The sequence below is a fragment of the Pseudoalteromonas sp. QJM3NY_22 genome, assembly GCF_056173065.1.
On record NZ_CM149655.1, the window covers coordinates 1,728,505 to 1,741,777 of the forward strand.

Sequence of the window (13,273 nt, forward strand, 5' to 3'; positions counted from 1 at the left end):
TCAGCGCATACTTATTTAAGTAGAGCGGCTAATTCATGTAAATCTTTCACAACGTGATCTGGTTTTTTAGCTAATGGATAAAGTGCTTTACCTGGGCGTGCTATAAATGTGGTTTGCAAACCCGCTTCTTTAGCACCAGCAACATCCCAGCCATGGGCTGCTACCATCATTGCTTCATTTGGAGCTACATTTAACTTTTTAAGTACCCACTCATACGCACGTAAGTCTGGTTTGTAAATTTTAATATCTTCAATGCTGTAACGTGCATCAAAGTAAGATATTAAACCAGCGCTTTCAAACTGTGCCTTTACACCTTTGTTTGAAGAATTTGTAAGGCTCACTAATTTATAGCCCTGTGCTTTGAGTTTCGCCAGTCCTTCTTTAACATCGCTGTGTGGAGGAAGCGTTAAAAGAGGTGTAACAATAGCTGTTTTAGCTTGTTCACTAGTAATATCAATATTGTTGTTTTGAGCGACCATGAGGAGTGACGCCACCCCAATTTGCCCAAAGTCATGATAACTACCGCTTACAGTATCTACTAATGAATGGTGCAGCATAGTTGAAAACCACAGTGGTAGTAAATCTTCACGTCCGCCTAATGCTTTACCAATAGAGGTGCGCATTGACGTTAAATCAAGTAGGGTTTCGTTTACATCAAAAATAAGCACTTTAGGTTTTGCTTGTTCTTTTGGTTCATCAGCTTCGGCGTAACCAGATACAAGGCTTGTGCCCACAAGTAGTGAAAGAGTGAGTGTTTTTAATGATTTTAAAATAGACATTAATTATTCTCCGATTCAAGTGCTGCCATAACATCAATAGGTTCTGCGCGTAGGGTGTAATCTTCGCTTAAAAATGCGTATGTAATAACACCTTCTTGGTTTATTACATAGGTAGCCGGTAGCGGCAATTTAAAGCTTCTATCGCCGTAGTAGTGTTCAAAATCAATACCAAATTGTGTATATAACGCTTGGATACGCTCATCAAGTGTAAATAATAAACCAAATTGCTCAGCTACTTTATTGCTCACATCGCAAAGCACGTCAAATTCAAGGTTGTTTTTTTGTGCAGTTGAGAGAGTCTCATCAGGTAGTTGTGGTGATATTGCGACTAACTGAGCACTTTGAGTTTTAAATTGTGGTAAGTAGTCGTTAAGTGCTTTTAGCTCTAAATTACAATATGGGCACCAGCCACCACGATAAAAGCTAATAATTACCGGGCCTTTTTTTAATAAATCCGCAAGCTCAACGTTTTCGCCTTTATGATTGGCTAGGCTAAAATTTTCTACTTTTTGACCAATTTGCAACGCATTATCTTTAATATGCTGTGCAATAAGCTCTTCGTTTGTAGTGCTCATTAATGCTAAAACGTCAGCTGGTAACTTGGCATCTTTTTGTACGTTATAGGCATCTATTTGCGCTTTTAAACTCATGATTGAACCTCAATAATTAAACTATCTACAATTATAGTGTTCCAGTTATTTAAATAAACATTGCAAAACTGAAAGCTTCATTCGAAAATGTTAAACATTGAAAATAGAGATTGTCAAGTTTGTGTATAATTTGAGCGACCTAGAAACATTTATAGCTGTAGTTGAAAATAAGGGAGTACTTGCTGCTGCCCGTGAGCAGCGTTTATCGCCTGCAACAGTGAGCCATCGCTTAAGTAAACTAGAACGAGAGCTTGCTACAGTGCTTGTTTTTAGAGATAGTAGACGAGTACGGTTATCTCCCGCTGGAGAAATATTTTACACCCGAGTTGGCGCTATAATGGAAGCTTTACGCGATGCTGAGCATAGTATTGGTGCGCGTAGCTCATCGGTAAGTGGCTTACTAAGAGTGACAATGCCCCCATGGGTTTTTTCAAAATACGTAATGCCTAAACTCAATGAGTTTGAGCAAGCTTACCCTGAACTAAAGCTTGATTTTTTGTAACTATTCACCATGGTAAATTATTTTCAAAGGATCTTTTTTAACTATTGACCGATCCCGCCAGTATGCCAAGCTAGGGCTATGACCTAATAGCCCTAGCTTCAATGAATTTAAACAGCATCAACATCGACGAAATCGTTGAGAAAACCAAAGCTCAATTACAAGAAGGTAAAACTCTCACGCCTGCGCTGAAGATGTCTATTGAACTCATTCTGGTTGTCGTTGTTATGTTAGCAAGTAAATTAGGACTTAACAGTAACAATAGCAGTATCCCGCCATCAAAAGACATCAACCGAAAAAAACAAAACAAAGAGAAATCAGCCAAGTCAGCGGGTGGTCAAAAAGGCCGTGCAGGTAAAACACTAACCCAAACACAGACGCCTGATGAGATCAAAATCATCCTAGTTGAACGTGATTTTTTACCGAAAGGTCACTACCGTGAAATTGGCTTTCAAAAACGACAGGTTGTCGATATAGATATCAGGAAAGTGGTCACTGAATACCAAGCACAAATTCTGGAAAATGAGCAAGGTAAGCGTTTTATTGGTGAATTTCCAGAAGACGTTAACAGTCCTATTCAATATGGGGTTGGTGTAAAAGCCCATGCAGTTTACCTATCCCAATATCAATTACTCCCTTACAACCGCATTGAAGAATATTTTTGTGATCAACTCGGTATTCCAATCAGTGCGGGTAGTTTATTTAACTTTAATGAACAAGCAGCGGCCTTGGTAAAGTCCTCCGGCGCAGAAGCCGCGCTCAAGAAAGCCCTGAAAACGACTTATCAAGCCTTACACGTTGATGAAACGGGGATTAATATAGGTGGTAAACGACGATGGCTTCATGGTGCATCAACGACGTGGTGGACGTATTTTTACCCGCATGAGAAAAGAGGGAAAATAGCGATGGATGACGCCGATATTTTACCTCACTTTACTGGGGTACTATGCCACGACCACTGGAAACCGTATTATCAATATACACAGTGCCAACATGCCTTGTGTAATGCACATCATATCCGAGAGTTAGAAAGGGCATGGGAGCAAGACGGTATGCAATGGGCAAAGGATTTGCAAACCCTACTGACTGAAATCAATAAACATCAAATAGATAACCCCGAGCTAGATGCAGACACAAAAGCTCACTATATAGAGAAATATCAACAAATATTGGCTCAAGGTGACATTAAATGCCCTCCACCGGATAGAAACAGCCGAGTAAAAGGCCAGCGAGGCAGATTGAAACGAACAAAGTCTAGAGCGTTGTTAGAGCGGTTAAGAGATTATCAAGATGATGTCTTACGGTTCATGACGGAAACAGCGGTGCCTTTTAGCAACAACCAAGGTGAGAATGATATTAGGATGACCAAGGTTCATCAAAAGATATCTGGGTGCTTCAGAAGCATGCAAGGTGCAGAGATGTTTTGTTTAATCAGAAGCTACCTCTCGACTTGCAGAAAACAGCATGTATCAGCAAGCCTAGCCCTTGAATTACTCTTCAAAAATCAGTTACCTGATATATTTATTGAAAATGTGGCTGAATAGTTACGATTTTTTAATAACGGATCATTTTGTAAATGTGGTTGATGACGCTCAAGATGTTGCAATTAGGGTGGGAAAATTAAATGACTCAGGATTACTTTCTCGTAAAATCGTAAAATCGTAAACAATAGTCGCATACTGTGTACTGCCCCTAGCTATATAGAAAAGTACGGCATGCCTGAAAATTTAACGCAATTGAGTGAACATTATTGGGTTTGCCTGCCGTGGCAACGCCAGTTAAAGCTTTTTGACGAACACAAAAAATCCATACCTTTAATGCTAAAACTCGTTTTACTATTTCAAACTCCGATAATATGACACAAGCTGCCATTGCAGGTCATGGTATCGCTATTAAGTCAAAAATAGCGATTAATGAAGATCTTAAAAATGGTATTTTAGTAGAAGTAATGCCAGGCGTAATGGCACAAGATGATGCACCGGTTTGGTTTTTACGTCCGCAAAATAGTTTAACAACCCGTAAAACCGATGTATTTTATGATTTTATGAAATCACTATTTTTGAGCTGCGAATAAGCGTTTAAATGAGCGTTTTACTCCAGTTAAAAACAAATAACCAGTAAGCTCTGCAAGCAAGGCTACTATTATGGCTGCAACAATGGCGGCTATAATAGAGTCTTTTTTTAAAATGATTTGACCTTCAAAGCGTTGCCATACTTGTTGCTTTATATCGCTCATGCCACTGATCATAGTAAATATATACGGAGATTTCTCAAACCTATTTACGGCTATCTGTAAGTCTTGCTGTCGTTCGTAAAGAGTACTGATATTACTTGCCCCTTTGTTCACAATTTCATCATCAATATTTTGATAGTGTTTTATTAGCTTATTTAAATCATTATTGAAATACTTAGTTGCGTCGCTTTTAAAAGGCGCAACGGCATTATTAGCTTCAATTAATTGGGCTGATAGTGCTTGCCCAAAATCACTCACAAATGCAGGAATTTGCACACCTAAAAGTAAACCACACGCAAAAAAACTTAATCGTATATAGTCTAAAAGTTTACTCATAAACTTTCCTTTTTAAAAACAATACATATAAATAACCCAAAGTTAACATTTTGCTTGTTTTTATGCTCAAAACTCGTAATCTAAAGGTAATAAAAATAACAACAGGTGCTAGTTAAGGATGACGAAAAAAATAACGTTTACGTCAACATTTGTTGATATTTCAAGTCAACTTAAGCGCTTTGTCTCTCGAATAGTTCAGCCCGATGACGTAGAAGACATTGTGCAAGAAACATTTATAAAAAGCTATGAAGCTGACTTAAAGCAAGATATTCAATTTACTCGCAGTTATATGCTTAAAACAGCAAAGCATTTAGCACTTAATCATATTGCTAAATGGGATAATAAATTTAACGAATCCCTTGAGCAAGACAGTGAGTTGCCTGTATTACTTAAATCAATGCAGTTAGAAGATGAATACACATCTAAAGAGCGCTTTTTACTTTTTTGTAAAGCCACAGAGCAATTAAGTGTATCAATTCGTAAATGTTTTATATTAAAAAAAGTATACGGCATGAGCCAAAAAGAGATAGCGAGCGAGATGCAATTAAGTCAAAGTACGGTTGAAAAGCACATTGCCAAAGGATTACTACAGACTATGTTGTATATGCGAGAGCATGACAAAACCCACGAACTTCCTGATGCAAGTATTATGTCAGTGCAATCGTTACCCCTAGAGAGGGTTTCAAAATGAGCAACGTACATCAATTTACCTCAAAAGATTTAATTCTCGAAAAAGCCTGTAATTGGATAAGTGCAATAGATCGCGGCTTAAGTGCTGACGAAAAAGAGCAATTTAAATTGTGGATGATGCAAAGCACTGCTCATCAAGATGCTGTATATGAACTTGCTCAGCTTTGGGATGAAATATCTGTTTTAAACGAATTAAGTCATTTATTCCCGCACCGTAGTAGCAAACAGTCTAAAAATAGATGGATGTTTTCTTACTCGATTGCAGCCAGTTTATTTGCAGCATTAATGGTGTGTAGCTATTTACTGATCAATTTAGAAAATGGTTATAACCAAGAACTTGCTAAAGTTAATTATACTAAAATTTATAAAACGAAAGTAGGTGAGCAAGCTACTTATGTTTTACCCGATGGAACGATTGTTCAGTTAAATACCAATAGTTTACTTGAAGTTGCTTACAGCAAAGGGCGCAGGCAGCTATTACTCAGTCGTGGAGAAGGGCGATTTAATGTGGCTAAAGATACGACGCGTCCGTTCAGTGTTATGGCTGGTGATAAAAGCTTTACCGCGTTAGGCACGGTATTTAATGTGCAACGCAATACTTCATCAGATTTAGAACTTGTGGTTACCGAAGGTAAAGTGATGATTACCGACCCAAGTGTTGCTGTAGATGCTAATGATTTTAAAGCATATCAACTTGCTGATAATAGTACGCAAAAAATTCGCAAAATTAATGCAAATATTGTTACTTCGGGCGAGAAAGCGATTATTGAGCAAAGTATAACAAAGCCGATAACGCAACTTTCTGCGGGCGATGTTCAGCGCGATTTAGCATGGCAAAATGGTATGTTAATTTTCAATGGTGAACAATTAAGCGATGCTTTAAATGAAGTAAGCCGTTATACCGCAACGCGTTTTGAATTGTCGTCAGCTGAACTTGCTAGTATTAAAGTGGCTGGTGTATTTAAAGCCGGCGATGTAGCTGGCTTACTTGAGAGCTTACAAACTAATTTTTCGATTGATCATGAACGCTTAGGCGAGCATGTAGTTAGTCTTAAACGCCATACAGAATCATAAGTAGCAGCTATGCAAATCAAGCTAATGTTAGATAAAGTTGCACCTATAAAGATATCACGTAAAAAAAAGATTAAAAAAAAGAAACAAAACCATAGAGGATTTTTGTTTGTCAGCTGTTTATATAAGTTGCGCAGTAACCATACGTATTTATTGGGTGGTTTAAGTGTGCTTGTCCCCGCTATTTTTAGCATCAGTGTACAAGCCGCGACGCAAACCACTGGGCAAATGGTGCAATTTGATATAAAAGCGCAGCGAGCAGACAAAGCCTTAATTGAATTTGCTAAGCAAACAGAGCAAACCGTGGTGTTTTCTTATGAGTTAGCTAAGCAGTATGATGCAAATTCGGTATATGGATTTTATACCCAACTTGATGCTTTACAGGCATTACTAGGTGGAACTGAGCTCGATGCGGTTGTTGATCAAAATGGATTACTGAGTATAAAACTCAAACAAATCAACAGGAATGATAACAACATGATGAAGCTTTCAGCGGTCAGTGCAGCTATATTACCAGCGTTACTTGCGGCAAATTCGCAAGGTGTGAATGCAGCAGAAGAAGTTGCTCAAGAAAAAATTGAAAAAATTGCTATTGTCGGTAGCCGTGTAGCGGGACGTTCAGTTGAAGATTTACCCGTTCCAGTAGATATTCTAAGTGCAGAAGCGCTTGAAAATACGGGCCAAACAGAAGTTGGCCGTATGTTACAGTCTATTGCCCCTTCATTTAACTTTTCAAGCTCGTCGATTAGTGATGGTACCGATGCATTAAGACCTGCCACACTGCGTGGTTTAGGTCCAGATCAAACGTTAGTGTTGATCAATGGTAAACGTCGCCACCAAGCAAGTATTATTCATATTAATACATCAGTAGGACGTGGTACTGCGGGTACTGACATGAATGCAATACCTGCGTCAGCTATTAAACGTATTGAAGTTCTGCGTGATGGCGCTGCGGCTCAGTATGGTTCTGATGCAATTGCCGGTGTAATTAATATTGTACTTAAAGATGGTAGTGAAGGCGGTAAAGCGGCTATCAATTATGGTCAATATTCAGAAGGTGATGGCGAAACAGTTAACGTCGATTTTAACAAAGGTTTTGCACTAGGCGATGACGGTTATTTAAATGCAACAATTAACTATCGCGACCGTTCACCTACTAACCGTGCTGGTTTACATGGTTCATGCCAATTTTACGGTTGTACAGAATTAAGTGACGGTACTTTACTGGCTGGCGATCCACGAGAAGTGACCGCAGACAGAGATACATTTAGAATTGGTGATGCCGACTCTCAACAGTTTGGTTTAACAATTAATACAGGTTATGAGTTAGGCGATGGCGAGCTTTATGGCTTTATTACTTATTCAACGCGTGATAACGAATCAGCTGCATTTTTCCGTCACAATGCAAATGCGGGTGGCAACCCAGTACTACAAGATAATGATGCGACGATTCCGCTAGGTTTTTTACCAAAAATCAACACAACGATCGATGATATTTCATATAACTTTGGTTATAAGACACAATTTGATAACGATGCTAGCTTAGACTTATCCTACACTTACGGCGAAAACAGCATTGATTACACGACAAGTGACACAATTAATGCTTCATACGCTAATTTTTTACGTTACGACCAAGGCTTAAGTGCAGCTGATATCCGTACAACTATTCCACGTGAAGCATACGCTTATGGCATGGAGCTCTCACTACAAACAATCAATCTTGATTTCACACAAAACTTTGATGATTATTCTTTAGCAATGGGTGCTGAGATTCGTACTGACGAATACCGTATCCTAGAAGGTAATGAATATGCATACCGAGATTATGATACAAACAATGGCGTAAGTATTTACGATGGGTTAAGTGGTGGTGTAGGCAGTGAAGATGCATCTGGTGGCACACAAGGTTTTGGTGGTTCATCTCCAGCATCGTCGGTTGACGAGTCACGCGATGTTATTTCATTTTATATGGATGCAGAAGCCTACTTTATTGAAGATGTTATTATATCTGGCGCACTTCGCTACGATAACTACAAAGGTTTTGGTGATACTGTTAACTTTAAACTAGCGGGTAACTGGTCGGTTACAGATGATATTTCATTACGTGGTGCATTAAGTTCAGGCTTTAGAGCGCCATCTATGCAACAACTATACTTTAACAATATTAGTACGCAGTTCGTGACAGGCCCTAATGGTACATTAGTTGCTGAGGAAGTAGGGACATTTAGAAATGACTCAACACTTGCACAAAGTTTAGGTATTCCAAAACTCAAAGAAGAGAAATCTCAAAACCGTAGTTTAGGTATCGTTTACAACGTGACAGATAACATCAACTTAACAGTTGATTACTACTCAATTGATATTGACGACCGTATTGTTATTAGTAACCGTTTGGGTAAAGGGCTTTCTTCAAGCTTAGATGCGGCCTTAGTTAGCTCAGGTGCAGGCGCTGGTCAGTTTTTCTTAAATGGTGCAGATACAGAAACTCGTGGTATCGATTTTGTTGCAACATGGAATACAGAAGGCTTAGGCGGTACGCTTGATTTTACACTTGCGGCTAACTTTACTGAAACTGATGTTGTATCGTTATTTACGCCATCAGGTTCTGGTTTAGAAACTGTGCCGGTTGAAGATGTATTCTCGGAACAAGAGATTTCAATCATCGAAGAGTGGCAACCAGAGGATCGCATTAATTTAAGCGCGCTTTATCAACGTGATGACTGGACGGTTAATTTATCACTGAATCGTTTTGGTGAATACACCGTAGAGGATGGTGATAGCCAAACTTATTCGGCAGAAATCTTAACGGATGTTAAAGTTAATTACTTCGTAACAGAAGATTTATCTGTGAATATTGGTGCTAATAACCTGTTTGACGTTTACCCAGACAAAAACAAAATTGGTAACTCACGTTCAGGCACAATCGTTGATGCTAACGGTAACACTGTAGTAAGCAGCTCCGGTGTATTTGAATACTCTCGCCGTTCAGCTCCATTTGGTTTTAATGGTGCTTATTACTACATAGGCGCAGAATATCGTTTTTAATAAATAACTCTCCTATTGTTATTTAAAGTTGAAGGGCCGCAAGGCCCTTTTTTGTTACTTTAAAGAGTTATCCTATATCTAATACCAACCTGCATAAATCTTTGATCAATTTAACGAATTAAATTGCACTATAACGTCGTTAAAAATTTTTTATTTAGAACAACTAAATACAAAAATTTTTGCCTAGTTCTAGCGTAATTTTCTTAACGTTAAATAGACCCATATATAAGCAGATTGGTATAATACCCATCCGCAATAATACTTGATCAATTTGAGGGCTTAAACCTGTCGCTAACTGTGTTAAAAATTTCTGATATGGAACAACTAAACAACGAAATTTTTACCTGGTTATCGACACGATTTTCTTATCGTTAAATAGACCACATTTAAGCCGCTTAGTATTATTTCGAGATTAAAGAAATGGAGTAGTTTTCATACTCTTTAATATTATTCATCACGTTCATTAGGGTGTTGTGATTACTGTTTTCGTCAGCTTTTATCAATACTGAACTTATTTCATATTTTGCAGCAAACATTGCTAGGTTAGTTGACACTTGCTCTAAGTCAATCAACCTACCTGAGAAATAAACCCCATTACTTTCATCTATACTAGGGGCTGTTGATCTTTGTTTGAATTTTGTGCGTAAGCGGTAATCTCGTATAATTTACTTCGCCAAAAACAAACCTTACGAGATTACCATGCCCCGATTAATGCTCACTGATAAGTTGTGGTCGAAGCTAAAATCAATTTTGCTTGAAGATAGAGTTTATAACAAGCTTGAACACAGACAAACGATGGAAGGAATTTTATATCGCTTACGTGTTGGTTGCCCATGGCGTGACCTCCCTGAGTGTTTTGGTTTATGGAATACTATTTACCGCCGATTTCTACTTTGGTCTAAAAAAGGAATATTAATAAGGTTGTTCAAATCATTATCCGCCAATAGTGACACTGAGTGGGAATTCATTGATGGCAGTTATGTTAAAGCACATCAACACAGTACAGGTGCTGCGTCTCAACAAGAACAAGCGATAGCATTAAGTCGTGGCGGTAATACAAGTAAAATTCATTTAGCTGTTGATAGTTATGGCTTACCAATTGAATTTATTATTACAGGCGGCGATGTTCATGATAGTAAAGTGGCAAATGAACTGATTGAATTATTGCCCCAAGGCGATTTTGTTATCGCAGACAAAGGCTATGATAGTGAAGTCATTAGAAATAAGGTTCGAGAGAGAAACTCAAGCCCAGTGATCCCTAGAAAGAAAAACTCAAAAACAGGTAATGGTGATATTGATTGGTGCTTATATAAATATAGGCATTTAGTTGAAAATGCCTTTGCAAGGCTAAAGCACTTCCGTGCTATAGCGACAAGGTACGATAAATTGAAATTACAGTTTGAGAGTATGTTAGCGCTGGCATGTGCAATGATTTGGCTACCAATGTGAAAGATCAACAGCCCCTAAATAAAGCATTTTTAACCGGTTTATCTATTTGAGGGCTATCGAGCGGACGATTTAACTCAATGGCCACAGGTTTAACAAATGAAGTAGTAACAATAAAGAAAATGAGTAGTATAAATACAATGTCTAACATCGGAGTCATATCTACATCAGCATTATTTTGCAGTTGAGCTAGTTTTTTTGTAACTATTCACCATGGTAAATTATTTTCAAAGGATCTTTTTTAACTATTGACCGATCCCGCCAGTATGCCAAGCTAGGGCTATGACCTAATAGCCCTAGCTTCAATGAATTTAAACAGCATCAACATCGACGAAATCGTTGAGAAAACCAAAGCTCAATTACAAGAAGGTAAAACTCTCACGCCTGCGCTGAAGATGTCTATTGAACTCATTCTGGTTGTCGTTGTTATGTTAGCAAGTAAATTAGGACTTAACAGTAACAATAGCAGTATCCCGCCATCAAAAGACATCAACCGAAAAAAACAAAACAAAGAGAAATCAGCCAAGTCAGCGGGTGGTCAAAAAGGCCGTGCAGGTAAAACACTAACCCAAACACAGACGCCTGATGAGATCAAAATCATCCTAGTTGAACGTGATTTTTTACCGAAAGGTCACTACCGTGAAATTGGCTTTCAAAAACGACAGGTTGTCGATATAGATATCAGGAAAGTGGTCACTGAATACCAAGCACAAATTCTGGAAAATGAGCAAGGTAAGCGTTTTATTGGTGAATTTCCAGAAGACGTTAACAGTCCTATTCAATATGGGGTTGGTGTAAAAGCCCATGCAGTTTACCTATCCCAATATCAATTACTCCCTTACAACCGCATTGAAGAATATTTTTGTGATCAACTCGGTATTCCAATCAGTGCGGGTAGTTTATTTAACTTTAATGAACAAGCAGCGGCCTTGGTAAAGTCCTCCGGCGCAGAAGCCGCGCTCAAGAAAGCCCTGAAAACGACTTATCAAGCCTTACACGTTGATGAAACGGGGATTAATATAGGTGGTAAACGACGATGGCTTCATGGTGCATCAACGACGTGGTGGACGTATTTTTACCCGCATGAGAAAAGAGGGAAAATAGCGATGGATGACGCCGATATTTTACCTCACTTTACTGGGGTACTATGCCACGACCACTGGAAACCGTATTATCAATATACACAGTGCCAACATGCCTTGTGTAATGCACATCATATCCGAGAGTTAGAAAGGGCATGGGAGCAAGACGGTATGCAATGGGCAAAGGATTTGCAAACCCTACTGACTGAAATCAATAAACATCAAATAGATAACCCCGAGCTAGATGCAGACACAAAAGCTCACTATATAGAGAAATATCAACAAATATTGGCTCAAGGTGACATTAAATGCCCTCCACCGGATAAAAACAGCCGAGTAAAAGGCCAGCGAGGCAGATTGAAACGAACAAAGTCTAGAGCGTTGTTAGAGCGGTTAAGAGATTATCAAGATGATGTCTTACGGTTCATGACGGAAACGGCGGTGCCTTTTAGCAACAACCAGGGTGAGAATGATATTAGGATGACCAAGGTTCATCAAAAGATATCTGGGTGCTTCAGAAGCATGCAAGGTGCAGAGATGTTTTGTTTAATCAGAAGCTACCTCTCGACTTGCAGAAAACAGCATGTATCAGCAAGCCTAGCCCTTGAATTACTCTTCAAAAATCAGTTACCTGATATATTTATTGAAAATGTGGCTGAATAGTTACGTTTTTTTTTCATATTGGGACCTTATTTATAATTTAAAGCTGCGGCGCCACAGCAAGATTTCAGGATCCTATTAATAAAACTAGCACAGCTAAAATAAAATGTAGTTAATTAAATATTCTAATAATATTAAATATTTGTATAAACTATGTCGTTATATGTAAAATAAAATAAAATAAATGAATACTTTAAGACAATAAAAAACCCAGCGCTATAGCTGGGTGCTTGGCGTCAAAATCAAGTTTAATGGTTTTTCATGCGACTCATTTCTGCATGGCAACTCTGCATTGTTAATAGTGTTTTAGCCAAAGCAGCTTCACAGTCAGCAGGTTGTGGTTTATCCATCGCGGCTTTAATTTCTTCAAGGGTTTTATCCTCAACTTCCTCTAGCTCCATCACATAGGTGCTGTCATTGTGTGAGCTAGATGTTGTGAGCAGTTCAGTGTATGCACGGCGTGCTTCAATAGCGAACGAAGAGCCATCTTCGCGTTCACCTTTTTCATTAATAGCATAGGGCTGCAAGCGCTCAACACTCACTTTACGCGCATCGATCATGCGCTGAAAAAGAGCGCCAATTGCAGGGTCTTCAATTTTTTCTAGGGCTTTTTCATAAAAGTCGATGCCACTGTTCATTACTTGAATGATGTCTGTAATATGATTTACTTCTGATCCTTGATGGGTGTTCATAATGACCTCTTTAATTAAATGAATATAAACTTCGATTTAATTAAAGCAAAGGTCATTCCATAATGCCTTTAATGTATAAGTATTTGA

11 protein-coding genes and 3 pseudogenes are annotated in these 13,273 nt (G+C 38.5%); 8 read left to right on the plus strand and 6 right to left on the minus strand.

The annotated features are described in order from the left end of the window. Window positions 1-11 precede the first annotated feature (11 nt). Together AC0VZ4_RS07705 and AC0VZ4_RS07710 are read right to left on the minus strand one after the other, a co-directional pair. Complete coding sequence (locus AC0VZ4_RS07705) at window positions 12-779, minus strand: haloacid dehalogenase type II (protein WP_149606365.1); 768 nt, start codon at window positions 777-779, stop codon at window positions 12-14. Beyond that, on the minus strand, window positions 779-1,429 hold the full coding sequence (locus AC0VZ4_RS07710) for a peroxiredoxin-like family protein (RefSeq protein ID WP_475441347.1): 651 nt from the start codon (window positions 1,427-1,429) through the stop codon (window positions 779-781). Before AC0VZ4_RS07710 ends, AC0VZ4_RS07705 begins: the two co-directional genes overlap by 1 nt. A gap of 121 nt (window positions 1,430-1,550) precedes the next feature. Here AC0VZ4_RS07710 and AC0VZ4_RS07715 point away from each other — a divergent pair. The 3 genes and pseudogenes from AC0VZ4_RS07715 to AC0VZ4_RS07725 all read left to right on the plus strand — a co-directional run. Continuing rightward, a pseudogene (locus tag AC0VZ4_RS07715) lies at window positions 1,551-1,928 on the plus strand (LysR family transcriptional regulator); the annotation flags it as partial. Between the two features lie 104 nt (window positions 1,929-2,032). After that, window positions 2,033-3,472 carry an IS66 family transposase gene (tnpC, locus tag AC0VZ4_RS07720; RefSeq protein ID WP_475439674.1) on the plus strand — a complete coding sequence of 480 codons (1,440 nt, stop codon included), beginning with the start codon at window positions 2,033-2,035 and terminating at the stop codon, window positions 3,470-3,472. Window positions 3,473-3,476: 4 nt separating this feature from the next. Next, window positions 3,477-4,002, plus strand: a pseudogene (locus tag AC0VZ4_RS07725) (substrate binding domain-containing protein); the annotation flags it as partial. On the opposite strand, the gene AC0VZ4_RS07730 reads toward AC0VZ4_RS07725, so the two are convergent. Next, a complete protein-coding gene (locus AC0VZ4_RS07730) occupies window positions 3,982-4,497 on the minus strand; it encodes a DUF2937 family protein (protein ID WP_007375286.1) in 516 nt (171 codons plus the stop codon). The pseudogene AC0VZ4_RS07725 and the gene AC0VZ4_RS07730 overlap by 21 nt on opposite strands. A gap of 118 nt (window positions 4,498-4,615) precedes the next feature. Between AC0VZ4_RS07730 and AC0VZ4_RS07735 the strand changes: the two genes are divergently transcribed. Genes AC0VZ4_RS07735 through AC0VZ4_RS07745 form a run of 3 tightly spaced genes read left to right on the plus strand, consistent with a single transcriptional unit; the run spans window position 4,616 to window position 9,306 of the window. Further along, the gene (locus AC0VZ4_RS07735; protein ID WP_007375285.1) at window positions 4,616-5,188 is read left to right on the plus strand and encodes a sigma-70 family RNA polymerase sigma factor; all 573 of its coding nucleotides are present in this window, start codon (window positions 4,616-4,618) and stop codon (window positions 5,186-5,188) included. Next, a complete protein-coding gene (locus AC0VZ4_RS07740) occupies window positions 5,185-6,261 on the plus strand; it encodes a FecR family protein (RefSeq protein ID WP_007375284.1) in 1,077 nt (358 codons plus the stop codon). Before AC0VZ4_RS07735 ends, AC0VZ4_RS07740 begins: the two co-directional genes overlap by 4 nt. Before the next feature lie 9 nt (window positions 6,262-6,270). Then, window positions 6,271-9,306, plus strand: coding sequence for a TonB-dependent receptor plug domain-containing protein (locus AC0VZ4_RS07745; protein ID WP_033038445.1), 3,036 nt, complete (start codon window positions 6,271-6,273; stop codon window positions 9,304-9,306). 401 nt (window positions 9,307-9,707) lie between these two features. On the opposite strand, the gene AC0VZ4_RS07750 is transcribed toward AC0VZ4_RS07745, so the two are convergent. Further along, window positions 9,708-9,971 carry an ExbD/TolR family protein gene (locus AC0VZ4_RS07750; RefSeq protein ID WP_475441627.1) on the minus strand — a complete coding sequence of 88 codons (264 nt, stop codon included), beginning with the start codon at window positions 9,969-9,971 and terminating at the stop codon, window positions 9,708-9,710. A gap of 34 nt (window positions 9,972-10,005) precedes the next feature. Between AC0VZ4_RS07750 and AC0VZ4_RS07755 the strand changes: the two genes are divergently transcribed. Beyond that, window positions 10,006-10,755: an IS5 family transposase gene (locus AC0VZ4_RS07755; RefSeq protein WP_475439649.1), complete on the plus strand. Its 750-nt coding sequence runs from the start codon at window positions 10,006-10,008 to the stop codon at window positions 10,753-10,755. Between the two features lie 16 nt (window positions 10,756-10,771). Here the strand turns inward: AC0VZ4_RS07755 and AC0VZ4_RS07760 are convergent. Then, a pseudogene (locus AC0VZ4_RS07760) lies at window positions 10,772-10,960 on the minus strand (ExbD/TolR family protein); the annotation flags it as partial. 97 nt (window positions 10,961-11,057) lie between these two features. Between AC0VZ4_RS07760 and tnpC (AC0VZ4_RS07765) the strand changes: the two are divergent. Further along, entirely contained in the window at window positions 11,058-12,497 is a 1,440-nt protein-coding gene (gene tnpC, locus AC0VZ4_RS07765) for an IS66 family transposase (RefSeq protein ID WP_475441044.1), read from the plus strand. Between the two features lie 245 nt (window positions 12,498-12,742). On the opposite strand, the gene AC0VZ4_RS07770 is transcribed toward tnpC (AC0VZ4_RS07765), so the two are convergent. After that, window positions 12,743-13,186 carry a ferritin-like domain-containing protein gene (locus AC0VZ4_RS07770; protein WP_475441348.1) on the minus strand — a complete coding sequence of 148 codons (444 nt, stop codon included), beginning with the start codon at window positions 13,184-13,186 and terminating at the stop codon, window positions 12,743-12,745. Window positions 13,187-13,273: the final 87 nt, after the last annotated feature.

What these genes read in the sequence shown, in the direction of transcription:
- AC0VZ4_RS07710 (WP_475441347.1), bottom strand. Translation starts at nt 1,429, where the DNA reads ATGAGTTTAAAAGCGCAAATAGATGCCTATAACGTACAAAAAGATGCC.
- AC0VZ4_RS07735 (WP_007375285.1), top strand. Translation starts at nt 4,616, where the DNA reads ATGACGAAAAAAATAACGTTTACGTCAACATTTGTTGATATTTCAAGT.
- tnpC (WP_475441044.1), top strand. Translation starts at nt 11,058, where the DNA reads ATGAATTTAAACAGCATCAACATCGACGAAATCGTTGAGAAAACCAAA.
- tnpC (WP_475439674.1), top strand. Translation starts at nt 2,033, where the DNA reads ATGAATTTAAACAGCATCAACATCGACGAAATCGTTGAGAAAACCAAA.
- AC0VZ4_RS07730 (WP_007375286.1), bottom strand. Translation starts at nt 4,497, where the DNA reads ATGAGTAAACTTTTAGACTATATACGATTAAGTTTTTTTGCGTGTGGT.
- AC0VZ4_RS07705 (WP_149606365.1), bottom strand. Translation starts at nt 779, where the DNA reads ATGTCTATTTTAAAATCATTAAAAACACTCACTCTTTCACTACTTGTG.
- AC0VZ4_RS07745 (WP_033038445.1), top strand. Translation starts at nt 6,271, where the DNA reads ATGCAAATCAAGCTAATGTTAGATAAAGTTGCACCTATAAAGATATCA.
- AC0VZ4_RS07755 (WP_475439649.1), top strand. Translation starts at nt 10,006, where the DNA reads ATGCCCCGATTAATGCTCACTGATAAGTTGTGGTCGAAGCTAAAATCA.
- AC0VZ4_RS07740 (WP_007375284.1), top strand. Translation starts at nt 5,185, where the DNA reads ATGAGCAACGTACATCAATTTACCTCAAAAGATTTAATTCTCGAAAAA.
- AC0VZ4_RS07770 (WP_475441348.1), bottom strand. Translation starts at nt 13,186, where the DNA reads ATGAACACCCATCAAGGATCAGAAGTAAATCATATTACAGACATCATT.